This window comes from Pseudomonas sp. BT76 TE3572, assembly GCF_050435365.1.
Lineage (GTDB): Bacteria > Pseudomonadota > Gammaproteobacteria > Pseudomonadales > Pseudomonadaceae > Aquipseudomonas > Aquipseudomonas fluorescens_W.
The window spans coordinates 4,401,644-4,423,394 of the sequence record NZ_JBNDKE010000001.1 but is presented as its reverse complement, the minus strand read 5'-3'; the positions used below and the strand labels follow the sequence as shown (position 1 = coordinate 4,423,394).

Sequence of the window (21,751 nt, the reverse complement as noted above, 5' to 3'; positions counted from 1 at the left end):
TTTTAAACAAAATGGAACAATTGACCGTCAGCCCAGTGCCACTTGGTTACGTCCGGCGTGTTTCGCGCGATATAGAGCCTGATCGGCTCTTTTAAGCACCAGATCGCTATGTTCGCCGGGTTTGAATGCAGTCAGGCCCATGGAAATGGTGATGGTGACTGGCTCTCCCTTGAAGTGGAAAGGGCAGGCTTCGATCGAGGCGCGCAGCTTTTCCAGCAGTTTCGCGCCAGCAGTGGGCGCTGTGTCTGGCATCAACAGGACAAATTCCTCGCCGCCGAACCGGGCAATGAAATCCGTCCCGCGCAGGCGCTTGCGTAGCACGTTGGCAATGATCTTCAGTACTTTGTCGCCCGCCAGGTGGCCATAGTTATCGTTAATGCGTTTGAAGTGGTCGAGGTCGAGCATTGCCAGCAACAGGGTGTTGCCGTGTTGCTGCCATTGGTTGATTTCGTGATCCAGCCGTTCGCTCCAGGCAGCCCGGTTAGGCAGGCCGGTCAGCGGGTCGATCAAGGCTTTCTGACGCTGTTCTTCAAGATGCTCGCGGTAACCCAGGGCTTCCTGCTCCATGTGCGCAACGCGTTCGGCCAGACCATGAAGGCGGGCTGCGACTTCCTGCTCGCGCTCGTTACGCTGCTTCTGGTGCTGGTCCATGGTGCCGAGCAGGCCTTCCAGATGGTTTTCCAGGACGTGCTTGAGATCGTCCAGGTCGGCGGCTTCTTGCATGCTGCTCTGCAAGCCGTCGACCTGCTCGCGGATCTGCGTGTCCATCTCGCGTGCGGCGGAGCGGTTGTCGGCATGGCCTTCGCTGGCGGCTTGCAAGTTGCTTTGGAACGACTCGAGGCGTTCGTTGAGCTGTTGCAAGTAGGCTTCGAATTCATGCTGGCCACTGTCGGTGATTGCCAGCATCAAGGTTGCCAGATCGTCGAGGATTGGCAGCAGTTCGTACCAATTCAAACCGTTTTGCAGACGATCGCGCATCGCTTCGGCTTGCGGACGATGACGCTCGGGCAGCGTCAGGTCGTCGAGCAGGCCCAGTAGCGTGTCTTCGATATGTCTGGCCACCGAGCTGTAGGACGGCTCGGGTGAGTCCGGCAGGGCGTAGAGAACATCCGGCTCGGATTGTTCGGTGTCTACGGCGGCCAACACTTCGGCCATGGCCGAGGGCAACGGCAGGCTGTCGAGATAGACCACCGGGGTCAGTTCGTCGGGATTGATAGTCGGTTGAGCCTGTATTTCTGGCTCGATGATTGATGGAGCGGGTTCTTCTGGATGTTCTATATGAGGTTGTGGTTGCGTCTCTGGAGTCGGGGTGGGGGCTCGCTCCGGCTCAAGCACCGGCGGGACAAATGCTGCAACTGCCGGAGAAGGCGGAGCCTCGATCGTCGGTGGCTCGGATGCAGTAGCGGACGCGGCAACTTGTGCGACCGCCACTTGCGGCTTAGCGACCTCTGGCGCGAGATCGATAGTTACCTGTGGTGTCTCGGCATGAGCCACAGCAACCATTTCGGCCGGCTGCGGGGCGAGCGTCGGGAAGGTATCGGAGGTAATCTGTGATGCCGCTTCATCCGCTTCACGGCTACCAAACAGTCGCTGCAGCAGGCCAGGACGCCCGGGTTCTGCCGGGTTTTCAAGTTGATTCAGGGCCTTGCCTTGCAGACCGCTCAGTTCGCTGAGCAGCAACGGAATTTCGCGCACCTGCCCGACTCTTGCATCCAGTTGCTTGGCGAAGTTTTTCAGCGGCCGGCTTACTTCGCGGGGCAGCGGTAATGTTTGCAGTTGCGAGACCAGTGCGGTCAATGCAGCGCTGGTTTGATTAACCCGGGTTTCCCGGCGTTGTTCGGAGTCGAGTACCGCTTTTTCCAGCCGCGGAAGCAGAGCGGCCAGGCCGGCGTCCATGTCGTCGCTGCGCACGACTTCACGCATTTCCTTCATGCATTCGTCAACGACGCGGTCGGTGCCCTCGGCTGCCAGCGTGCTGCGCACCAGGCCACGACGCAGCAGGTCGAGTCGGGCGTCCCATCGACGTTCGAGTTTTTCCTGTTGTTCGATGCTTTTGAGGTATTTCTCTTTCCAGCGCTGTGCTTCGTCGCTCATTCATGGGATCCGCGAGGGGCAGGACTCAACGCGGGCAATGCATCAGCCGTGAGCGAACCCGGCAGACGAATCTCTACCGCGACCGGCAGGTGATCGGAAATGGGTTGTGCCAGCACCTCGACCTTTTCAAGGGTCAGGGTGGGGCTCAGAAGAATATGGTCCAGGCAGCGCTGCGGACGCCAGCTAGGGAACGTCGCTTCCAGTTGCGGCGCGAGCAGGCCGAGGTCGCGCAGCGGGGAGTTTTGCAGCAAGTCACTGGCGTGGGTATTCATGTCGCCCATCAGTACCTGGTGTTTATAGCCGCCGATAAGCTCGCGGATATAAGCCAGTTGCATGCTGCGGGCGCGGGCGCCCAGTGCCAGGTGCATCATGACCACTACCAGCGCCTCTGGACCTTCGCCAAAGCGCACCAGAATCGCCCCGCGACCCTTGGGCCCCGGTAGAGGATGATCTTCAATCGCCCACGGGCGCAGGCGGCTGAGCACGCCATTGCTGTGCTGGCCGAGGCGTCCGAGATTGCGATTGAGTTGTTGATACCAGTAGGGGAATGCGCCGAGCTGCGCCAGGTGTTCGACCTGGTTGACGTAGCCTGATCGCAAGCTGCCGCCATCGGCTTCCTGCAAGGCGACCAGATCGAAGTCGCCCAGCAGATTGCCGATCTTTTGCAGATTGTCGGCACGCCCGGTGTGCGGCAACAGATGCTGCCAGCCCCGGGTCAGGTAGTGGTGATAGCGCTCGGTGCTGATGCCGACCTGGATGTTGAAACTGAGCAGGCGCAGACGGCTGTCCGCAGGCAGGCCCGTCGATTCCAGATGATGTTCGTTGACCCGCGGATCATGCAGGCCAACGACGCGTTCAGTGCCCCAGCGGCGCATGGCAGTCGCCGCGCTTAGTTGGCGGCAGCCTTGTTAGCCGCTCGCTCTTTGTCGATCAGCTTGTCGGCCAGTTGCAACGCTTGCTCGGCGCCGCCGGCAGAGCCCACGTCGAAGCGATACTTGCCGTTGACGATCATGGTCGGAACACCGGAGATTTCATACTTTTTGGCCAGGTCAGTGGCCTTGACGATCTGGCCCTTGATGGCGAAGGAGTCGAAGGTGGCCAGGAACTTGTCCTTGTCTACGCCCTGAGTGGCCAGGAAATCGGCCATTTCATTCTTGTCGACCAGCTTCTTGTGTTCTTTCTGAATGGCGTTGAACACCGCAGCGTGAACCTTGTTTTCGACGCCCATGGCTTCAAGGGTCAGGAACATTTGGCCGTGTGCGTTCCACGGGCCGCCGAACATGGCCGGAATACGGACGAAGTTCACGTCGGAAGGCAGTTTCTCAACCCATGGATTGATCACGGGTTCGAAAGCGTAGCAGTGCGGGCAGCCATACCAGAACAGCTCCACCACTTCGATCTTGCCAGGCACAGCCACCGGGACGGGATTGGTCAGTTCGACATAAGGCGCTGCAGGTGCTTCAGCAGCTTGGGCGGTCATGCCGAACAGGCTGGCAGCGACGAGTGCGGCGCTGATGATCAGATTACGCATGCTTTACTCCTGGACAATTTTGGTCGCCTCGCGCGACCTGTTTTCAGACAGGTCCTGGCGGGCTTGAGTTCTGTAGTGTAACGGCAGCAGCCACAAAAAAGGGCGGCCTAAGCCACCCTTTTTATACTTGCTGCGACGGATTAATGGAGCGTTAACGTTGCAGGAGATGTACATCCCGCGCAACGCTCCAACCGCCAGCCTTAGTGCAGGCCCTGAATATAGCTGGACACGGCTGCGATATCTTCGTCGCTCAGCTTTTTGGCGATGGTCTGCATCGTTTTGGTGTCGCCATCGTTGGTGCGGCCGGCCTCTTCCTTGCGGAAGTCGGTCAGTTGCTTGGCAACGTATTGAGCGTGCTGGCCACCCAGGTGCGGGAAGCCGGCAGCTGCGTTGCCTGCGCCATTTGGCGAGTGGCAACCGGTGCAGGCTGGCAAGCCCTTGGTCAGATCGCCGCCGCGGAACAGTGCTTCACCGCGAGCAACGACTTTCGGGTCGGCGGCGCCAACACTGCCTTTCTGACTGGCGAAGTAGGCGGCGATATCGGCCAGGTCCTGATCGCTCAGGTTGGTCAGCAGGCCGGTCATTTCCAGTACCGTGCGTTTGCCGGACTTGATGTCGTGTAGCTGCTTGTTCAGATAACGCTCGCCCTGGCCTGCCAGTTTCGGAAAGTTAGGCGCCATACTGTTGCCATCCGGGCCATGACAGGCGCCACATACTGCGGCTTTCGCCTGACCAGCAGTCGCATCACCTGCAGCATGGGCAATGCCGGAGATCCCCACGGTCAACAGCAGACTCACGATCAATTTGTTCATCAGCTAATCCAACTACGGCTAAGGGTTAAAGAGTTATGGACCGGGATCACTCGCTCATCCACTGGATGATTGCTTGGTAATCCTCGGCACTGCAGTCCATGCACAAACCACGCGGCGGCATCGCCTTGAAACCCTGGGTCACGTGTTGCACCAGCGTCTCCATACCTTTCGCCAACCTCGGCGTCCAAGCTTCCTGATCGCCCTTTTTGGGCGCCATGGGTAGTTGGCCGGAATGACAGGCACCACAAACACGGTTGTACACAGCTTCCGGATCCTGTGTAGCCTGAGCGCTGTAAAGCGGCATCAAGACACCGGCAGCTAGCAGCCATTTCGTCATAAAACGACCTTTTCAGGGTTGAGAGCGTTCTGCGTTCTAATGCGCAATCAAGGTCAATCGCTCTCGTGAACTTCATCCTACGCTGGGACAAAGCGCACACAAAATCTGCGGCATTATATACTGGCGTCACTGAAACGGAAACGACACTGCTCGCCGCGTCCATTCCCGGCGCCGCCCACATCGGAAATCCCATGCAACTCAAGAACCCCATCCTCGGCCTGTGCCAACAGTCCACCTTCATGCTCAGCGCTGCCAAAGTCGATCAATGTCCCGACGACGAAGGCTTTGAAGTGGCCTTCGCCGGGCGTTCCAACGCCGGCAAGTCCAGTGCGCTGAACACCCTGACGCACGCCAGCCTTGCGCGGACCTCGAAAACTCCGGGTCGCACGCAGCTCTTGAACTTCTTCAAGCTAGACGATGATCGTCGTCTGGTCGACCTGCCGGGTTACGGTTACGCGAAAGTACCTATCCCGTTGAAGCTGCACTGGCAGCGTCACCTGGAAGCCTATCTGGGTGGTCGCGAGAGTTTGAAGGGTCTGATCTTGATGATGGACATCCGTCATCCAATGACCGATTTCGACTTGCTGATGCTCGACTGGGCCGTCGCCAGCGGCATGCCGATGCACATTTTGCTGACCAAAGCCGACAAGTTGACCTACGGCGCGGCGAAAAACGTCCTGCTCAAGGTTCAGGCAGACATCCGCAAGGGTTGGGGAGATGCGATCAGCATCCAGCTGTTCTCGGCGCCAAAACGCATGGGCCTGGAAGACGCCTACACTGTACTGGCAGGCTGGATGGAACTCGCGGACAAGGGCTCGGAGATTGCCGAGCAATAAATCGCGGGCAAAAAAAACCCCGGACTTCTTATGGGGAGGGGGAAGTTCCGGGGTTCAAGTTCCGGACCGCTAGGGCGGGGTCCAGATATCTGCCAACACTTAACACAACATTAGGAGCATCGAAGGGCTTCACCACCCATTCAGTAACTCTGAGTGGCGATTCGGGAGATTAGTTCAGAATTTTTTAAAAAGCCTTTGGAATAGGCCATCGAATTTTCCGAACTAAGAGCCCTTCCGGCCCTTCTGCCGCGGCACTATGCCGCAGCGGAAAGCGCCTTTTCAGACGGCTCAGTGAGCCTCATCCCAGTTATTTCCTACACCAACCTCTACCAACAGCGGCACATCAAGCTTCGCTGCTTCGCTCATGTGCACGCGAATTTCATCGCGGACCTGGTCGACCAAATCCTCACGCACTTCCAGCACCAATTCATCGTGCACCTGCAGGATGACTTTGGCGTCGAGGCCTGACGCTGTCAGCCAGCTATCCACGGCAATCATGGCTTTCTTGATGATGTCCGCCGCGGTGCCTTGCATCGGGGCGTTGATCGCCGTGCGTTCGGCACCTTTGCGCAGGGCCGGATTTTTCGCGTTGATTTCTGGCAGGTACAGGCGACGACCGAAGATGGTTTCAACGAAACCTTGTTCGGCGGCCTGGGCGCGGGTGCGCTCCATGTACTCGAGAACGCCTGGGTAGCGGGCGAAGTATCGGTCGATGTAGGCCTGGGATTGCTTGCGATCAACGCCAATTTGCTTGGCCAGGCCAAACGCGCTCATGCCGTAGATCAAGCCGAAGTTGATCGCCTTGGCACTGCGCCGTTGGTCGGTGGTGACCTCCGCCAGTTCAACCCCGAAAACTTCGGCGGCTGTAGCCTTGTGCACGTCCAGGTCATTGCGGAACGCGTGCAGCAAACCTTCGTCCTTGGCCAGGTGAGCCATGATTCGCAGTTCGATTTGCGAATAGTCCGCGGCCAGCAGCTTGTAGCCATTTGGCGCGACGAACGCCTGACGAATCCGACGACCTTCGGCAGTGCGAATCGGTATGTTCTGCAGGTTCGGGTCGCTGGACGACAAGCGCCCGGTCGCCGCGACGGCCTGATGGTAAGAGGTATGAATTCGCCCGGTGCGCGGGTTGATCTGCTCTGGCAGGCGATCGGTGTAAGTGCTTTTCAGCTTGCTCATCGAGCGGTACTGCATCAGCACTTTGGGCAGCGGGAAATCCTGTTCGGCCAGTTCCGCCAGCACGGCTTCGGCGGTGGATGCCTGGCCCTTGGCGGTTTTACTGAGGATCGGCAGGCCGAGTTTTTCGTACAGGATCACGCCCAATTGCTTCGGCGAGCCAAGGTTGAATTCTTCCCCGGCGATGGCGAACGCCTCACGCTCGAGGGCGACCATTTTCTCGCCCAGTTCAACGCTCTGAATGCCCAGCAGGTTGGCATCGACCAGCGCGCCTTGGCGTTCGATCCGTGCCAGAACCGGCACCAACGGCATTTCGATTTCGCTCAGGACCTTGCTCAGGCTCGGGATGGCATTGAGTTTTTCCAGCAGGGTTTGATGCAGGCGCAGCGTTACGTCGGCGTCTTCGGCGGCGTAAGGCCCGGCCAGTTCAAGGGAGATCTGATCAAATGTCAGCTGTTTGGCGCCTTTGCCGGCGATGTCCTGAAAACTGGTGGTGGTGTGATTCAGGTACTTGAGCGCCAGGCTGTCCATGTCGTGACGGGTCGCGGTGGAGTCCAGTACGTAGGATTCGAGCATCGTGTCGAAAGCGACGCCTTGGACGGTGATGCCGCAGCTCTGATCGCCACCGATGGCGCAGTTGGCCAGGATGTTCATGTCGAATTTGGCGTGCTGTCCAACCTTGAGTTTGCTCGGGTCTTCCAAAATCGGCTTCAGCGCGCGTAGCACGGTGTCGCGATCGAGCTGATCCGGCACGCCCATGTAGGAATGGGTCAGCGGGATGTAGGCCGCTTCGTTGGCGTGTACAGCAAAAGACAGGCCCACCAGTTGCGCCTGTTGCGCGTCGATGCCGGTGGTTTCGGTATCGAAGGCAATCAGCTTGGCGTCGTTGAGTTTCTTCAGCCACAGGTCAAAATCAGCCTGGGTGAGGATGGTGGTGTACTTGAGTTCGGTATCGACGGCCGCTTCTTCAGCCACCGGAGCGGCGACTTCCTGGCCGGAACGCTTGGCGTCGCGCTGGTTGTCTTCGAACCAGCTCTTGAACTCCAGCAGGGTATAGAGCTCGGCGAGTTTGTCGTGATCCGGCTTGCCCATTTGCAGGTCGTCGAGGCCGATATCCAGCGGCACGTCGATCTTGATGGTTGCCAATTGGTAGGAGAGAAACGCCATCTCCTTGTGCTCTTCGAGCTTGGCCGGCAGGGTTTTGGCCCCGCGAATCGGCAGGGTCGGGACGATGTCGAGCTGTGAATAGAGCTCGGTCAGGCCGCCGTTCACACCGACCAGCAGGCCAGAAGCGGTCTTCGGGCCAATGCCCGGAACACCCGGAATGTTGTCGGAAGAATCGCCCATGAGTGCCAGGTAATCGATGATCTGCTCGGGAGCGACGCCGAATTTCTCCTTCACGCCCTCCACGTCCAGCGCGCTACCGGTCATGGTATTGACCAAGGTAATGTGGCCGTCGACCAGCTGCGCCATGTCCTTGTCGCCGGTGGAGATCACCACCGGGCGGTCGGCCGCCGCACTGCTGCGGGCCAGGGTGCCGATCACGTCATCGGCTTCGACACCTTCGACGCACAGGAGCGGGAAGCCCAGGGCGATCACACTCTGGTGCAGTGGCTCGATTTGCACGCGCATGTCGTCGGGCATGCTCGGGCGGTTGGCCTTGTATTCGGCGTACATGTCATCGCGAAAAGTCCCACCCTTGGCGTCGAACACCACGGCGAACGGACTTTCCGGGTACTGCTTGCGCAGACTCTTGAGCATGTTCAGCACGCCTTTGACCGCACCGGTCGGCAAACCTTTGGAAGTGGTCAGCGGCGGGAGGGCGTGAAAGGCGCGGTACAGGTAAGAAGAACCGTCCACCAGGACGAGGGGGGCTTGGCTCATGAGCAGGATCAACCTTTTCGGCGGGTCCGGCGCTAGAATAGCGGGACCGTTGACGACAAAGGGACAAGGTTATCATGCGCACACTAAATCGCCTGTTGCTGGCTGGGTTGTTTGCATACGTTCCGTTAGCCGTCATGGCGGCGGACGATGCACCGACACCGGAGCCGGAAGTCACTATCCGCACGGAAGGGGATAAAACCATCCAGGAGTACCGTCAAAACGGTTTCCTGTATGCGATCAAGGTCACACCGAAGGGCGCGCCGCCGTATTTTCTGGTGCGCGCGGACGGGACCGATGCAAACTTTATCCGCTCGGATCAGCCGGATATGCTGATTCCGTCATGGAAGATCTTTGAGTGGAAGTAGTTTCTTAATTTCAATCGGCGCTGGCTCAAGCAGCGGCGCCCGTACTGGCAGTTCAAACATGTCTGTGTTCACCCCGCTGGCTCGGCCCGAGCTGGAAACCTTTCTCGCCCCTTACGGGCTCGGCCGCCTGCTTGATTTCCAGGGGATTGCCGCCGGTAGCGAAAACACCAATTTCTTCATCAGCCTGGAGCAGGGCGAATTTGTCCTGACCCTGGTTGAGCGTGGTCCGGTTCAGGAGATGCCGTTCTTCATAGAACTGCTCGACGTGCTGCATGACGCCGACCTGCCAGTGCCTTATGCCTTGCGCACCACCGACGGCGTCGCCTTGCGCGAACTGGCTGGCAAACCTGCGCTGCTGCAGCCACGTCTGGCCGGCAAGCACATCAAGGAAGCCAACGCGCAGCATTGCGCTCAGGTGGGCGAGTTGCTCGGCCATCTGCATCTGGCGACCCAGGCCAACATGATCAAGCGCAAGACCGATCGCGGCCTGGACTGGATGCTGGAAGAGGGCACGCAGTTGTTGTCGCACCTCAATGCCGAGCAAAGCGATCTGCTGCAACGGGCTCTGGACGAAATCACACAGCAGAAGACGAAAATTCTGGCGCTGCCGCGAGCCAATATCCACGCCGACCTGTTCCGCGATAACGCGATGTTCGAAGGCACGCACCTGACCGGGTTGATCGACTTCTACAACGCGTGTTCGGGGCCGATGCTCTACGACGTGGCGATCGCCTTGAACGATTGGTGTTCGGACGAGAGCGGGTTGATCGACGGGCCGCGGGCGAGGGCGTTGCTCGGTGCTTATGCAGCGCTGCGACCGTTCACGGCGGCCGAGGCGGAGTTGTGGCCGACCATGTTGCGGGTAGCGTGTGTGCGGTTCTGGCTGTCGCGGTTGATCGCCGCCGAGTCATTTGCCGGGCAGGATGTGTTGATTCACGATCCGATGGAGTTTCAGCAGCGTCTGGCACAGCGGCAGAAGGTCAGCACGCCGCTGCCGTTCGCCCTATAAATGCCAGTCAGATAAGGCTGGGATCACAGCAATCCTGTGGGAGCGAGCAAGCTCGCTCCCACAGGTTTTGTGTCGGTTACAACGACTCCAGACACCCCGCCAAATCATTCCCCAACTTCTCCAGCACCTGCTCATACCCCTGAGCGGTCGCTGGCGTGTACCCGCCCAGCGCGTCCAGTTCCGCCAGCTTCACCGGCAGACCCGCCACCAGGGTTTCCGCCAGGCGCGGACGCAAAGGCGGTTCGCTGAACACACAGGTTTTGCCGACTTCCTGCAAACGAGTGCGCATCGCCGCGACGTGCTGGGCGCCGGGCTGGACCTCGGCGGCGACGCTGAATACGCCGGTGTGCTTGAGGCCGTAGGCGTCTTCAAAGTAGTCGAAGGCCTCGTGGAAGACGAAGTACGGTTTGCCCGCGATGCCGGCCAGACGCGCTTTCAAGCGAAGATCCATGGCATCCAGGCGCTCATCGAACGCCTTGAGGTTGCTCTGATAACGCGCGGCATTGGCCGGATCGGCTGCACTCAAGTCGGCAGCCATTCTTGTGGCGATGACACGGGCGTTGACCGGCGAAAGCCACAAGTGCGCGTCCAGACTGCCGGGGCGGTGATCGTGGTCATGCTCGTCGGCTTCTTCAGCATGGGAGTGGCTATCTTCGGCGAAATGTCGGAGTTTCAGGCCCGGTAAATCCTGCACGGCGACACTGGGCAGCGTACGACCATTCAGCACGCGGGGCAGGAAACCTTCCATGCTCGGACCGATCCAGTAAACCAGATCCACCGATTGCACCTTCCGTACGTCGGATGGGCGCAAGGCATAGTTATGAGGCGAGGCACCAGGCGGCAGCAAGACCTCCGGAATCGCCACACCGTCCTGCACCGCCGCGGCGATCAGCTGTAGAGGCTTGATACTGGTGAGAACTTTGACTTCGGCGTGAGCTGAACTGATCAGCAGAAAACTGGCGGCAAATGCGACAAAGATAGAAAAAAGTCGGGACACGATGACTACTCGAAGAGGCGAGAACGGGTAACATAATAACGTCTCTCACAAAACTCGTCGCCGCTCATGCCTAAAACACCGATTGCCAGCCGTCCCCACGACCACTCTCATTGCGTCCATAGCGCATTGTCTGAGGCCGATGCTCTGTGCGCACGTCAAGGCCTGCGCCTGACCGCCTTGCGCCGGCGGGTGCTGGAATTGGTCTGGCAAAGCCACAAGCCGTTGGGTGCCTACGACATTCTCGCGGTACTGAGCGAGCAGGACGGCCGCCGCGCGGCGCCGCCGACTGTGTACCGTGCGCTGGATTTCCTGCTGGAAAACGGCCTGGTACACCGCATCTCCTCGCTGAACGCCTTCGTCGGCTGCAATCACCCGGGACACGCCCACCAGGGCCAGTTCCTGATTTGCCGCGAATGCCACGCCGCCATTGAACTCGAACAGAAATCCATCAGCGACGCGATCATTAGTAGCGCCAAGGATGTCGGATTTGTCGTCGAGGGCCAGACCGTTGAAGTGGTCGGCCTCTGCTCGGGCTGCCAGGGGGTTTGATGAGCAACGCGCTGATCCGCCTCGAGCAGGTTGCTGTCACCTTTGCCGGGCAAAACGTGCTGGATAACATCGAGCTGAGCGTCGAGCCCGGGCAGATCGTCACCCTGATCGGCCCTAACGGCGCCGGCAAGACCACGCTGGTGCGCGCTGTACTCGGTCTGTTGAAACCGGACAGCGGCAGCGTGTGGCGCAAGCCAAAACTGCGGGTCGGTTACATGCCGCAAAAACTTCACGTCGATCCGACGCTGCCGCTGTCGGTGCTGCGCTTCTTGCGTCTGGTGCCGGGCGTGGACCGCGCCATGGCTTTGTCGGCACTCAAGGAAGTCGGCGCCGAACAGGTGATCGACAGCCCAGTGCAAAGTGTTTCCGGTGGCGAAATGCAGCGCGTACTGCTGGCCCGGGCATTGCTGCGTGAACCGGAACTGCTGGTGCTCGACGAACCGGTGCAAGGCGTCGATGTGGCCGGTCAGGCCGAGCTCTATAGCCTGATCACTCGATTGCGTGACCGCCACGGTTGCGGCGTGTTGATGGTGTCCCACGATCTGCATCTGGTGATGAGCACCACCGACCAGGTGGTCTGCCTCAACCGTCACGTCTGCTGCTCCGGGCACCCCGAGCAGGTCAGCGGCGATCCGGCTTTCGTCGAGCTGTTCGGAAAGAACGCACAAAGCCTGGCGATTTATCACCACCATCACGACCACGCCCATGACTTGCATGGCTCGGTGGTCAGCGCGGCCTCGTCGGCCCCTACCCACGTTCACGGAGATAGCTGCAAGCATGGCTGATTTTCTGTTCTACGCCCTGCTTGCAGGCCTGGCCCTGGCATTGGTCGCGGGCCCGTTGGGTTCGTTCGTGGTCTGGCGGCGCATGGCCTATTTCGGCGACACCCTTTCCCATGCAGCGCTGCTCGGCGTGGCGCTGGGTTTTCTGCTGGATGTCAGCCCGACCGTTGCGGTCACCGTAGGCTGTCTGCTGTTGGCGGTGTTGCTGGTGACCTTGCAACAGCGTCAACCGCTGGCGTCCGACACGCTTTTGGGAATTCTCGCACCGAGCACGCTCTCTTTGGGTTTGGTCGTACTAAGCTTCATGCACGAAGTGCGGATCGACCTGATGGCTTATCTGTTCGGCGACTTGCTGGCGATCAGCCCGACCGATCTGGCCTGGATACTCGGCGGCAGCGCGGCCGTTCTGGCCTTGCTGGTGACGTTGTGGCGGCCATTGCTGGCAATCACGGTGCATGAAGAACTGGCCAGGGTTGAAGGTCTGCCGGTGGCGGCGTTGCGCTTGACCCTGATGTTGCTGATCGCTGTGGTGATCGCGGTGGCGATGAAAATCGTCGGTGTGTTGCTGATTACGTCCTTGCTGATCATCCCGGCGGCTGCGGCACAACGTCACGCCCGGTCACCGGAGCAGATGGCACTGGGCGCGAGCCTGCTGGGTATGCTCGCGGTCGGTGGCGGGCTGGCGCTGTCGTGGTTCAAGGACACCCCGGCAGGCCCTTCGATTGTTGTGATGGCCGCCGCACTGTTTCTGCTGAGTTTTGTCCTGCCCCGTCGAGGGGTGTAGACTTGCTCGTTTTTTGCGCAAATAGAGAGTCGCAGGAATGAAGCTGTTCGCCTCCCGTTATCTGCCCCTTGTCGCATTTTCGCTGCTACTGGGCGCTTGCCAAAGCACGCCACCGGCGGCCACCGAGGCTACCGGTGCACGGGCCGCGGCCATCGCGCAGCTGCAACAAAGCCTCGCCAGCAGTGAGCTGGCGACGGCTGAAGATCAACTCGCTGCCTTGCAGGCCGAGTCGCCGAATGATCAATCCCTTGAGCAATACCAGCGGCAACTGGCCGAAGCCTATCTGCGCCGCAGTCAGATTGTGCTGCAAAAAGGCGATGTGAATGCGGCTGCCACGGCGCTGAGCCGCGCCCGGTCGTTGATGCCCAAGGCTCCGGCGCTGACTGGCGGGGTCAACAATGCCATCGTTGATGCCCGCAAAGCTGAACTGGATAGAGCCGAAGCTGCGCTCATGGCTGCCGAAGCCAAGCCACAGGCCAAGGTCATTGACCCGACGGCTGAAAGCACCACGGTTGCATTGAACCTGACGGATATGACCAAGCTTCGCCGCCAACTGGATGCGATCGCCGCCGATGTGGTGAATTACCAGTGCGACGTCAGTATTCAGGCGCCACGCACCCAGGACTTCCCTTGGTTGACCACGTTACTGACCAAACGCGTGAAGAGGCTCGATGCGGATTTTGACCTGAACCTGGAGAAGCAGATTCTGCGCAGCGTGCCGGCGCAGATGGTTCTGAGTCCACGTAAACCTTAAAAGCTTCGCGGGCAAGCCTCGCTCCTACAGGTTCGGTGTCGTTCATTGATGATGTGAACGACTCAAAACCTGTAGGAGCGAGGCTTGCCCGCGAAGGCGTCCTCCCTATTGATACAAACCCTCAGGCCGGAATCGCCTTGGCCTTAGGCTCCCTGTCCCACACCCGATGCTGCCCGATCGCGGCAAAAAACGCTTTGATCAACTTCGCATCCGTGCCCACGATCAACCCCGCATCAGCCTCCAGCTTCAACACATCCAGCAACTGTTTGGCCTCGCCCTGCAGCGCAATCGCCTTCAAGTGCTTGTACGCCTCCAACAGGTAATGCAGCGCCACACCGTCCGTGCTCAATGCCTTGATCGACGCCGCGCCACCGGGCACAAACACCGCGTCGAACGCCACCGAAGGCAAGCCTTCCATCGACGCATCGACCGGCAATACTTTGCCATCGGCGGTGGTCACAGGAGCAGAAGTCGGGCCGAGCAGTTTGGCGTGCGCACCTTCGGCCTTCAGCGCTTTCTTCATGGCATCAATCGCTGCACCGTCGACGCCATTGGCTGCCAGGATTGCCACTTTGCGGGTTTTGATATCCGCCGGCAGCAAGTTGGCCTGACTCAGGGCCGGCGAGTGATCCAGTGAGGTTTTGCGTACTTCGACCGTCCCGGCTTTGGGCGCGGGCAACCCCAGGTTCTGCGCCACGCGCTTGGCCAGTTCCAGATCGATGTTGGCCAGAATCTCATTCACCTGACGCACGCGGATGAACTCCCGCTCCACCTTGCCCAACTCGAAGCTGTAAGCCGAGATGATGTGCTCCTGCTCGTGCTTGCTCATGCTGTGGAAAAACAGCCGCGCCTGGGAGAAGTGGTCGCTGAATGATTCGCTGCGCTGACGGATCTTGTTGGCGTCGATGCGCTCTGGATAACTTTCGAAGCCGCCATCCTGGGCTGCCGGCGGGGTTTCTTTCGGCCAACCGCTATCAATGGAGTTCGGCTCGTAGGACGCGCGACCCTTGTCGATGGTGGTGCGATGCAACGCGTCCCGTTGACCATTGTGGAACGGCGCCACCGGGCGGTTGATCGGGATTTCGTGAAAGTTCGGCCCACCGAGTCGGCTGATTTGCGTATCGGTGTAGGAAAACAATCGACCTTGCAGCAATGGATCGTTGGAAAAGTCGATCCCCGGCACGATATGCCCAGGGCAGAAGGCGACCTGTTCGGTTTCGGCGAAGAAGTTGTCGGGATTACGGTTGAGGGTCATTTTGCCCAATGGGGTGATCGGCACCAGTTCTTCCGGAATCAGCTTGGTCGGGTCGAGGATGTCGAAGTCGAATTTATGTTCGTTCTCTTCCTCGATGATCTGTACGCCCAGTTCCCATTGCGGGTAGTCGCCCATTTCGATCGACTCCCAGAGATCGCGACGGTGGTAATCCGTGTCTTTACCGGCGAGCTTCTGCGCTTCATCCCACACCAGCGAACAGGTCCCGGCAGTGGGGCGCCAATGGAATTTGACGAAGCGCGATTTACCTTCGGCGTTGATCAGGCGAAAGGTGTGAACACCGAAGCCTTGCATGCTGCGCAGGCTTTTCGGGATCGCCCGGTCGGACATGGTCCAGATCACCATGTGTGCCGACTCCGGTACCAGAGAGACAAAATCCCAAAAGGTATCGTGAGCTGAACCGCCGGTGGGCATCTCATTGTGCGGCTCGGGTTTCACCGCGTGCACGAAGTCAGGAAACTTGATCGCATCCTGAATGAAAAACACCGGCATGTTGTTGCCCACCAGGTCGAAGTTGCCTTCGTCGGTGAAAAACTTCACCGCGAAACCTCGTACGTCCCGCACGGTATCGCCCGACCCGCGAGGGCCCTGCACCGTGGAGAAGCGGACGAAGACCGGGGTTTTTTGGCTTGGGTCTTGTAGGAATCCGGCCTTGGTCAGCACGGAATGGGTTTCATAGCTCTGGAAGTAGCCGTGAGCACCGGTGCCTCGAGCGTGGACGATGCGCTCGGGAATGCGTTCATGGTCAAAGTGCGTGATCTTTTCACGCATGATGAAGTCTTCCAGCAACGATGGTCCGCGGGCGCCGGCCTTCAACGTGTTCTGGTTGTCCGAGACTTTCACGCCCTGGTTGGTGCGCAGGGCCTGTTCAGTGGCGTCGGAGCGAAATTGTTCCAGGCTGTCGAGCTTGGCATTGGTGTTTGCGCGGTCCGGGGTATCGGTCCCGGCCAGTGCGCTTTTGGTTGCGGCAGGTTTTTTAGTACTCATCAGACAAAACTCCTCGTTGCGATTCCCGCCGTAGCCAGGACTCTTGAGCAATGCCCCAGGCACGGACCGGGGGCGTTTTCGAGTTGCCTAATTAGTGACTGATGACGTTTTGCGCCGTTCCTTTTTTCTAACCTTTGATCGCGTTATTGCCAAATGGAAGGTTGAATGCCGAATAAATGCTAATAACCTCTATACGGACAGGCTAAAATGCGCGCCCGGCTAACCGCTGACCCTTTTCCAACGCGCCCCACAAGGTTCGCTACGTGATCGAGTTTCAAAACGTCCACAAAACCTACCGCGTCGCCGGTAAGGATATTCCCGCCCTGCATCCGACCAGTCTGACGATTGAGAACGGTGAGGTCTTCGGTCTGATCGGCCATTCCGGTGCCGGAAAAAGTACCCTGCTGCGTCTGATCAATCGCCTGGAAGAGTCCAGTGGCGGCAAGATATTCGTCGACGGCGAAGAAGTCACCGCGCTCGACGCCAACAGCCTGCGACGTTTCCGTCAGCAAGTCGGGATGATTTTCCAGCACTTCAACTTGCTGGCGTCCAAGACCGTGGCCGACAACGTCGCGCTGCCACTGACCCTGGCCGGTGAACTGTCGCGCAGCGAGATTGACCGGCGTGTGGCCGAATTGCTGAAGCGGGTCGGCCTGTCCGACCATGCCAAAAAGTACCCGGCGCAATTGTCCGGTGGCCAGAAGCAGCGCGTCGGCATCGCCCGCGCCCTGGCGACCAAGCCGAAAATCCTGCTGTGCGACGAAGCCACCAGCGCACTGGACCCGCAGACCACTGCGTCGGTCCTGCAATTGCTGGCCGAGATCAATCGCGAGTTGAAGCTGACCATCGTGTTGATCACCCACGAGATGGACGTGATCCGCCGGGTCTGCGACCAGGTTGCGGTGATGGACGCTGGCGTGATCGTCGAGCAAGGTTCGGTCGCCGAGGTGTTCCTGCATCCGAAGCACCCGACCACCAAGCGCTTCGTGCAAGAAGACGAGCAGATCGACGAAAGCGAGCAGCGCGACGACTTCGCTCACGTTCCAGGCCGCATCGTGCGTCTGACGTTCCAGGGCGAAGCGACCTACGCACCGCTACTGGGCACCGTCGCTCGTGAAACGGGTGTGGACTACAGCATCCTGGCCGGTCGTATCGACCGAATCAAAGACGTGCCCTACGGGCAGTTGACCCTGGCCGTTACCGGTGGCGACATGGAAGCGGCGTTCGCCCGCTTCACTGCAGCTGACGTCCATATGGAGGTGCTGCGCTGATGGAAGTCCTGACAAGTTTCTTCGTCAATATCGACTGGTTCGAAATCTGGTTGGCTACCGGCGACACCTTCCTCATGCTCTTCGGTTCGCTGTTGTTCACCGTTTTGCTTGGCCTGCCCCTGGGCGTGCTGTTGTTCCTCTGCAGCCCGCGTCAGTTGCTGGAAGCCAAAGGCGTCTACGCGATGCTGTCACTGGTGGTGAACATCCTGCGTTCGCTGCCGTTCATCATTCTGCTGATCGTGATGATTCCGTTCACGGTGTTGATCACCGGTACGTCCCTCGGTGTCGCCGGTGCGATTCCACCGCTGGTGGTGGGCGCTACGCCGTTCTTCGCGCGGCTGGTGGAAACCGCCCTGCGTGAAGTGGATCGCGGCATCATCGAGGCGACCCAGGCCATGGGCGCGACGACGCGGCAGATCATCACCAATGCCTTGCTGCCGGAAGCCCGCCCTGGCATCTTCGCCGCGATTACGGTGACAGCCATTACACTGGTGTCCTACACGGCGATGGCAGGTGTGGTCGGCGCAGGTGGTTTGGGCGACCTGGCGATCCGTTTCGGTTACCAGCGTTTCCAGCCTGATGTGATGGTCGTGACGGTGATGTTGCTGCTGGTGATCGTTCAGGTTTTGCAAACCGTTGGCGACAAACTGGTTGTCCATTTCTCCAGAAAATAAAGCGTTCACGTCAATAAGTCATGAGCCGGCCATTCGCTGGCAGGCGCCGAATTCAGGCGCCTCACAAGGAGTTAGCTGAATGAAAAAACTACTCGTAGCGTTCGCAGCCGTTGCAGCGTTTGCTGCTCAGGCCGATGAAACACTGACCGTCGCGGCCACCCCGGTCCCGCACGCAGAAATCCTCGAATTCGTGAAACCGGCGCTGGCCAAAGAAGGCGTGGACCTGAAGGTCAAAGTCTTCACCGACTACATCCAGCCGAACGTGCAGGTGGCCGAAAAACGTCTGGACGCCAACTTCTTCCAGCACCGGCCGTACCTCGATGAATTCAACAAGGCCAAGGGCACCAACCTGGTGGCCGTTGCCGGCGTACACCTGGAACCACTGGGCGCTTACTCCAGCAAGTACAAAGCACTGACCGAGCTGCCAGGTGGCGCCAACGTGGTGATCCCGAACGACGCCACCAACGGCGGCCGTGCGCTGTTGCTGCTGGCCAAGGCTGGCCTGATCAAGTTGAAGGATTCGAACAACATCCTGGCGACCGTGAAGGACATCACCGAGAACACCAAGGACCTGAAATTCCGTGAACTGGAAGCCGCGACCATCCCGCGCGTGCTGACCCAGGTCGACCTGGCGCTGATCAACACCAATTACGCGCTGGAAGCCAAGCTTGACCCGTCCAAGGACGCGCTGGTCATCGAAGGCAGCGACTCGCCTTACGTGAACATCCTCGTTGCCCGTCCAGACGACAAGGACAGCGAAGCGATGAAGAAGCTGATTGCTGCCCTGCACAGCCCGGAAGTGAAAGCCTTCATCCTCGAGAAGTACAAAGGCGCGGTCGTGCCGGCGTTCTGATTCGAAGCTGTAACGAAAAATGGGGCGCATTGAATGCGCCCCATTTTTTTATGCCTGAAACACCGTCCCCTGTAGGAGTGAGCCTGCTCGCGATAGCGCCATCACTGCCAACATTCATGTTGAAGGTCAGCCCGCTATCGCGAGCAGGCTCACTCCTACAGGGGGGATGCGGTGTTAATTATTTGCGGGTAAGCATCACCGGCAACTGCGCCACCAATTTCACGTTGTTCAGCGGTGCGCGAATGAACCCACGTTGCGTCCCATCCGGCCCGATCACTGCCAGGTTGCCGCTGTGATCGACGGTGTAGTTTGGCTTGCTGGTGTCCGCCGGAATGAACGGAATGCTCACCGCGTTGGCCAGTTTCTGAATGTCTTCAACCGACGAAGCCGTCAGCCCTTGGAACTGCGGATCGAAGTAGCCCAGGTACTGCTTGAGCTGATTGGGTGTGTCGCGATTCGGGTCGACGCTGACCAGAATAATCTGCAACCTGGCCACCGCCTCTGGCGGCAGTTCGCTTTTGATCTGGCGCAGCTGGGCGAGGGTGGTCGGGCAGATGTCCGGGCAGAAGGTGTAGCCGAAGAACAGCAGCGACCATTTGTCTTTCAGCTCGTTGACCGCCACCGGTTTGCCGTTCTGGTCGGTCATTGTCAGGGCCGGCAGGTTACGGCTTTGCGGTAGCAGAATGATCCCGGCATCGATCAGCGCCGTCGGGTCGCCCTGGCCTTTGCCGGACAGCACTTTGTTGATGGTCAGGCCCAGGACCAGCGCGATCAGGGCGACAAGGATGAAGACGGTTTTCTGGGTTCGAGTCATAGGTTCAACAGTAAGTAGTGGTCTACGAGCAGCGCGATAAACAGCAGGAACAAGTAGTAAATAGAGTACTTGAACGTGTTGATCGCCGCGTGCGGCCGAGTGCCACGGTACAGCACCACGGCCCATTGCAGAAACCTCGCGCCCAGTCCCAGCGCGCAAATCAGGTAGAGCATGCCGCTCATGTGGATCACGTACGGCATCAGGCTGACGGCCAGCAGCGCAAAGGTATAAAGCAGGATGTGGACCTTGGTGTAGTGCTCGCCATGGGTCACCGGCAGCATCGGAATGTCGGCCTTGGCGTATTCCTCTTTGCGGTGAATGGCCAGCGCCCAAAAGTGCGGTGGGGTCCAGGCGAAGATAATCAGCACCAGCAGCAGTGGTTCGGCGCTGACATGACCGGTGGCGGCGGTCCAGCCGAGCAGCGGTGGGGCGGCGCCGGCCAGTCCGCCGATGACGATGTTTTGCGGCGTCGCGCGTTTCAGGAAACCGGTGTAGACCACCGCATAGCCGAGCAGCGAGGCCAGGGTCAGCCAGGCCGTCAGTGGATTGGTGAAGGCCAGCAGTATGGCTTGCCCAAGCACCGCCAATACCAAGGCAAACGTCAGCGCGGCCGCCGGTGACACTCGACCTTCGGCCAAGGGACGTTTGTGCGTGCGGGCCATGACTGCATCGATGCGTCGGTCCACCACATGATTGACGGCTGCCGCACCACCGGCACACAAGGCAATCCCCAGATTGCCGAACACCAGCACCGTCCACGGCACCCCGGCGCGGGTCGCGAGGAACATCCCCACCAGTGAGGTGATGAGCATCAGCACCACCACTTTCGGCTTGGTCAGCTCCAGGTAGTCACGCCAGATCGCCTGACTGTGACGTGCGCCGATCAGAGTCGCCATGGCATCTCTCCTTTTATAGTTATGGGCCCGGCTGAGTGTTTGCGCGGGCTGAACCGCCAGCGCGCAGGGGGTTGCTGCTTGACCCGAACCAGACTGGTTCGCGCGTGATAATTGACCAGCACCATCGTCAGCAACAGTGCCGCGCCGCCCGCGTTATGCGCGACGGCCACTGGCAGTGGCAGGTGAAACAGCACATTGCTGATGCCGAGGGTGATTTGTGCGGCGAGTGCTATCAGTACCAGCCCGGCCAGACGCGTCATGCCGACCACCTTCAATTGCCACGCCAACCCGATCAGCACCAGCGTCACTAACAACGCGCCGATGCGGTGAGTCACATGAATCGCGGTGCGGGCATCGCTGTCCAGTTGCCCGCCGAGGTAATTGGGGCCGATGTGTTGAGTCAGGTGAAAGCCATTGGCGAAGTCCGCGGGCGGCAGCCATTGCCCATGACAGGTCGGGAAGTCGATACAGGCCACCGCTGCGTAGTTGGAACTGACCCATCCACCCAAGGCTATTTGCAGGATCACCAGCAGCAACCCGGCGGTCGCCCAGTACTGCAAACGCCGTGGCACGGTCAGCGCCGGCAACACGCCGGACAATCGCAACGTCAGCAAAAACAATAGACTCAACGTCGCAAAACCACCGAGTAAATGCCCGGTGACCACTTGCGGCCAGAGCTTGAGCGTCACCGTCCACATGCCGAACGCTGCCTGGGCGAACACCACGGCGAGCAGGAACAACGGCAACTTCACCGGTTGCCCCGGATGACGACGATGGACCCAGGCGCGACCCGCCAGCACCGAGATCAACAGCCCCAGCGTGCCGGCGAAGTAGCGGTGAACCATTTCGTTCCAGCCCTTATGGGCTTCGACGGGAGCGTCGGGAAAATGCAGTTCGGCATGGGCCAATTGAACTTCGCTTTTTGGCACGCTGATAAACCCATAGCAACCCGGCCAGTCCGGGCAGCCGAGCCCGGCGTGGGTCAGGCGGGTGTAGGCGCCGAGCAACACCACAATCAGTGCCAGCAAGGTGGCAAACAACGCGAGGCGAAATCCAGGTTTGGCCATGACGAT

General features: G+C 59.6%; 21 protein-coding genes. 10 read left to right on the top strand and 11 right to left on the bottom strand.

The window, feature by feature from the left end:
* Nucleotides 1–27: 27 nt before the first annotated feature.
* The 5 genes from ABH912_RS20015 to ABH912_RS19995 form a co-directional block, all read right to left on the bottom strand.
* The gene (locus ABH912_RS20015) at nt 28–2,094 is read right to left on the bottom strand and encodes a diguanylate cyclase (RefSeq protein WP_429511448.1); all 2,067 of its coding nucleotides are present in this window, start codon (nt 2,092–2,094) and stop codon (nt 28–30) included.
* Nucleotides 2,091–2,969: an endonuclease/exonuclease/phosphatase family protein gene (locus tag ABH912_RS20010; protein ID WP_033059783.1), complete on the bottom strand. Its 879-nt coding sequence runs from the start codon at nt 2,967–2,969 to the stop codon at nt 2,091–2,093. Before ABH912_RS20010 ends, ABH912_RS20015 begins: the two co-directional genes overlap by 4 nt.
* Before the next feature lie 14 nt (nt 2,970–2,983).
* Complete coding sequence (locus ABH912_RS20005) at nt 2,984–3,625, bottom strand: thiol:disulfide interchange protein DsbA/DsbL (RefSeq protein ID WP_008156010.1); 642 nt, start codon at nt 3,623–3,625, stop codon at nt 2,984–2,986.
* 200 nt (nt 3,626–3,825) lie between these two features.
* On the bottom strand, nt 3,826–4,437 hold the full coding sequence (locus ABH912_RS20000; RefSeq protein ID WP_033059786.1) for a c-type cytochrome: 612 nt from the start codon (nt 4,435–4,437) through the stop codon (nt 3,826–3,828).
* A gap of 46 nt (nt 4,438–4,483) precedes the next feature.
* Nucleotides 4,484–4,774: a c-type cytochrome gene (locus ABH912_RS19995; RefSeq protein WP_008156007.1), complete on the bottom strand. Its 291-nt coding sequence runs from the start codon at nt 4,772–4,774 to the stop codon at nt 4,484–4,486.
* Nucleotides 4,775–4,965: 191 nt separating this feature from the next.
* On the opposite strand from ABH912_RS19995, the gene yihA reads away from it, so the two are divergent.
* Nucleotides 4,966–5,610 (top strand): ribosome biogenesis GTP-binding protein YihA/YsxC, encoded by a 645-nt coding sequence (yihA, locus tag ABH912_RS19990; RefSeq protein ID WP_033059788.1) that lies wholly within the window; start codon nt 4,966–4,968, stop codon nt 5,608–5,610.
* A 288-nt stretch (nt 5,611–5,898) separates the two neighbouring features.
* On the opposite strand, the gene polA is transcribed toward yihA, so the two are convergent.
* Complete coding sequence (polA, locus tag ABH912_RS19985) at nt 5,899–8,670, bottom strand: DNA polymerase I (RefSeq protein ID WP_429511447.1); 2,772 nt, start codon at nt 8,668–8,670, stop codon at nt 5,899–5,901.
* 74 nt (nt 8,671–8,744) lie between these two features.
* On the opposite strand from polA, the gene ABH912_RS19980 reads away from it, so the two are divergent.
* Nucleotides 8,745–9,035 carry a DUF2782 domain-containing protein gene (locus ABH912_RS19980; RefSeq protein ID WP_033059792.1) on the top strand — a complete coding sequence of 97 codons (291 nt, stop codon included), beginning with the start codon at nt 8,745–8,747 and terminating at the stop codon, nt 9,033–9,035.
* 58 nt (nt 9,036–9,093) lie between these two features.
* The gene (locus ABH912_RS19975) at nt 9,094–10,044 is read left to right on the top strand and encodes a homoserine kinase (RefSeq protein WP_046044879.1); all 951 of its coding nucleotides are present in this window, start codon (nt 9,094–9,096) and stop codon (nt 10,042–10,044) included.
* Between the two features lie 76 nt (nt 10,045–10,120).
* On the opposite strand, the gene ABH912_RS19970 is transcribed toward ABH912_RS19975, so the two are convergent.
* The gene (locus ABH912_RS19970; RefSeq protein ID WP_033059796.1) at nt 10,121–11,041 is read right to left on the bottom strand and encodes a zinc ABC transporter substrate-binding protein ZnuA; all 921 of its coding nucleotides are present in this window, start codon (nt 11,039–11,041) and stop codon (nt 10,121–10,123) included.
* Between the two features lie 66 nt (nt 11,042–11,107).
* On the opposite strand from ABH912_RS19970, the gene zur reads away from it, so the two are divergent.
* Genes zur through ABH912_RS19950 form a run of 4 tightly spaced genes read left to right on the top strand, consistent with a single transcriptional unit; the run spans nt 11,108 to nt 13,910 of the window.
* Complete coding sequence (gene zur, locus ABH912_RS19965; protein ID WP_033059798.1) at nt 11,108–11,590, top strand: zinc uptake transcriptional repressor Zur; 483 nt, start codon at nt 11,108–11,110, stop codon at nt 11,588–11,590.
* Complete coding sequence (gene znuC / locus ABH912_RS19960; RefSeq protein ID WP_033059800.1) at nt 11,590–12,375, top strand: zinc ABC transporter ATP-binding protein ZnuC; 786 nt, start codon at nt 11,590–11,592, stop codon at nt 12,373–12,375. The genes zur and znuC overlap by 1 nt, the downstream gene beginning before the upstream one ends.
* Nucleotides 12,368–13,156: a zinc ABC transporter permease subunit ZnuB gene (gene znuB, locus ABH912_RS19955; RefSeq protein ID WP_429511446.1), complete on the top strand. Its 789-nt coding sequence runs from the start codon at nt 12,368–12,370 to the stop codon at nt 13,154–13,156. Before znuC ends, znuB begins: the two co-directional genes overlap by 8 nt.
* 37 nt (nt 13,157–13,193) lie before the next feature.
* Nucleotides 13,194–13,910, top strand: a complete 717-nt coding sequence (locus tag ABH912_RS19950; protein ID WP_033059802.1) for a PA5502 family lipoprotein — start codon at nt 13,194–13,196, stop codon at nt 13,908–13,910.
* A 121-nt stretch (nt 13,911–14,031) separates the two neighbouring features.
* Here ABH912_RS19950 and katE read toward each other — a convergent pair whose 3' ends face one another.
* Nucleotides 14,032–16,170, bottom strand: coding sequence for a catalase HPII (katE, locus tag ABH912_RS19945; protein ID WP_033059803.1), 2,139 nt, complete (start codon nt 16,168–16,170; stop codon nt 14,032–14,034).
* A gap of 263 nt (nt 16,171–16,433) precedes the next feature.
* Here katE and ABH912_RS19940 point away from each other — a divergent pair, with 263 nt between their 5' ends.
* The 3 genes from ABH912_RS19940 to ABH912_RS19930 all read left to right on the top strand — a co-directional run bounded on the left by ABH912_RS19940 (nt 16,434) and on the right by ABH912_RS19930 (nt 18,968).
* Nucleotides 16,434–17,441: a methionine ABC transporter ATP-binding protein gene (locus ABH912_RS19940; protein ID WP_033059805.1), complete on the top strand. Its 1,008-nt coding sequence runs from the start codon at nt 16,434–16,436 to the stop codon at nt 17,439–17,441.
* On the top strand, nt 17,441–18,115 hold the full coding sequence (locus ABH912_RS19935) for a methionine ABC transporter permease (RefSeq protein ID WP_033059807.1): 675 nt from the start codon (nt 17,441–17,443) through the stop codon (nt 18,113–18,115). Before ABH912_RS19940 ends, ABH912_RS19935 begins: the two co-directional genes overlap by 1 nt.
* Nucleotides 18,116–18,194: 79 nt before the next feature.
* Nucleotides 18,195–18,968: a MetQ/NlpA family ABC transporter substrate-binding protein gene (locus ABH912_RS19930; protein ID WP_033059809.1), complete on the top strand. Its 774-nt coding sequence runs from the start codon at nt 18,195–18,197 to the stop codon at nt 18,966–18,968.
* Nucleotides 18,969–19,146: 178 nt separating this feature from the next.
* Here the strand turns inward: ABH912_RS19930 and ABH912_RS19925 are convergent, their stop codons facing one another.
* From ABH912_RS19925 to ABH912_RS19915, 3 genes are read right to left on the bottom strand one after another with little or no spacing between them, the layout of a single operon-like run.
* Entirely contained in the window at nt 19,147–19,782 is a 636-nt protein-coding gene (locus ABH912_RS19925) for an SCO family protein (RefSeq protein WP_033059810.1), read from the bottom strand.
* Complete coding sequence (gene cyoE, locus ABH912_RS19920) at nt 19,779–20,678, bottom strand: heme o synthase (protein WP_134421173.1); 900 nt, start codon at nt 20,676–20,678, stop codon at nt 19,779–19,781. The genes ABH912_RS19925 and cyoE overlap by 4 nt, the downstream gene beginning before the upstream one ends.
* A complete protein-coding gene (locus ABH912_RS19915; RefSeq protein WP_033059814.1) occupies nt 20,666–21,745 on the bottom strand; it encodes a COX15/CtaA family protein in 1,080 nt (359 codons plus the stop codon). The genes cyoE and ABH912_RS19915 overlap by 13 nt, the downstream gene beginning before the upstream one ends.
* Between the last annotated feature and the right edge of the window lie 6 nt (nt 21,746–21,751).

Coding starts and splice junctions, on each gene's coding strand:
- ABH912_RS20015 (WP_429511448.1), bottom strand. CDS start 2,094: ATGAGCGACGAAGCACAGCGCTGGAAAGAGAAATACCTCAAAAGCATC.
- ABH912_RS20010 (WP_033059783.1), bottom strand. CDS start 2,969: ATGCGCCGCTGGGGCACTGAACGCGTCGTTGGCCTGCATGATCCGCGG.
- ABH912_RS20005 (WP_008156010.1), bottom strand. CDS start 3,625: ATGCGTAATCTGATCATCAGCGCCGCACTCGTCGCTGCCAGCCTGTTC.
- ABH912_RS20000 (WP_033059786.1), bottom strand. CDS start 4,437: ATGAACAAATTGATCGTGAGTCTGCTGTTGACCGTGGGGATCTCCGGC.
- ABH912_RS19995 (WP_008156007.1), bottom strand. CDS start 4,774: ATGACGAAATGGCTGCTAGCTGCCGGTGTCTTGATGCCGCTTTACAGC.
- yihA (WP_033059788.1), top strand. CDS start 4,966: ATGCAACTCAAGAACCCCATCCTCGGCCTGTGCCAACAGTCCACCTTC.
- polA (WP_429511447.1), bottom strand. CDS start 8,670: ATGAGCCAAGCCCCCCTCGTCCTGGTGGACGGTTCTTCTTACCTGTAC.
- ABH912_RS19980 (WP_033059792.1), top strand. CDS start 8,745: ATGCGCACACTAAATCGCCTGTTGCTGGCTGGGTTGTTTGCATACGTT.
- ABH912_RS19975 (WP_046044879.1), top strand. CDS start 9,094: ATGTCTGTGTTCACCCCGCTGGCTCGGCCCGAGCTGGAAACCTTTCTC.
- zur (WP_033059798.1), top strand. CDS start 11,108: ATGCCTAAAACACCGATTGCCAGCCGTCCCCACGACCACTCTCATTGC.
- znuC (WP_033059800.1), top strand. CDS start 11,590: ATGAGCAACGCGCTGATCCGCCTCGAGCAGGTTGCTGTCACCTTTGCC.
- znuB (WP_429511446.1), top strand. CDS start 12,368: ATGGCTGATTTTCTGTTCTACGCCCTGCTTGCAGGCCTGGCCCTGGCA.
- ABH912_RS19950 (WP_033059802.1), top strand. CDS start 13,194: ATGAAGCTGTTCGCCTCCCGTTATCTGCCCCTTGTCGCATTTTCGCTG.
- katE (WP_033059803.1), bottom strand. CDS start 16,170: ATGAGTACTAAAAAACCTGCCGCAACCAAAAGCGCACTGGCCGGGACC.
- ABH912_RS19935 (WP_033059807.1), top strand. CDS start 17,441: ATGGAAGTCCTGACAAGTTTCTTCGTCAATATCGACTGGTTCGAAATC.
- ABH912_RS19930 (WP_033059809.1), top strand. CDS start 18,195: ATGAAAAAACTACTCGTAGCGTTCGCAGCCGTTGCAGCGTTTGCTGCT.
- ABH912_RS19925 (WP_033059810.1), bottom strand. CDS start 19,782: ATGACTCGAACCCAGAAAACCGTCTTCATCCTTGTCGCCCTGATCGCG.
- cyoE (WP_134421173.1), bottom strand. CDS start 20,678: ATGGCGACTCTGATCGGCGCACGTCACAGTCAGGCGATCTGGCGTGAC.
- ABH912_RS19915 (WP_033059814.1), bottom strand. CDS start 21,745: ATGGCCAAACCTGGATTTCGCCTCGCGTTGTTTGCCACCTTGCTGGCA.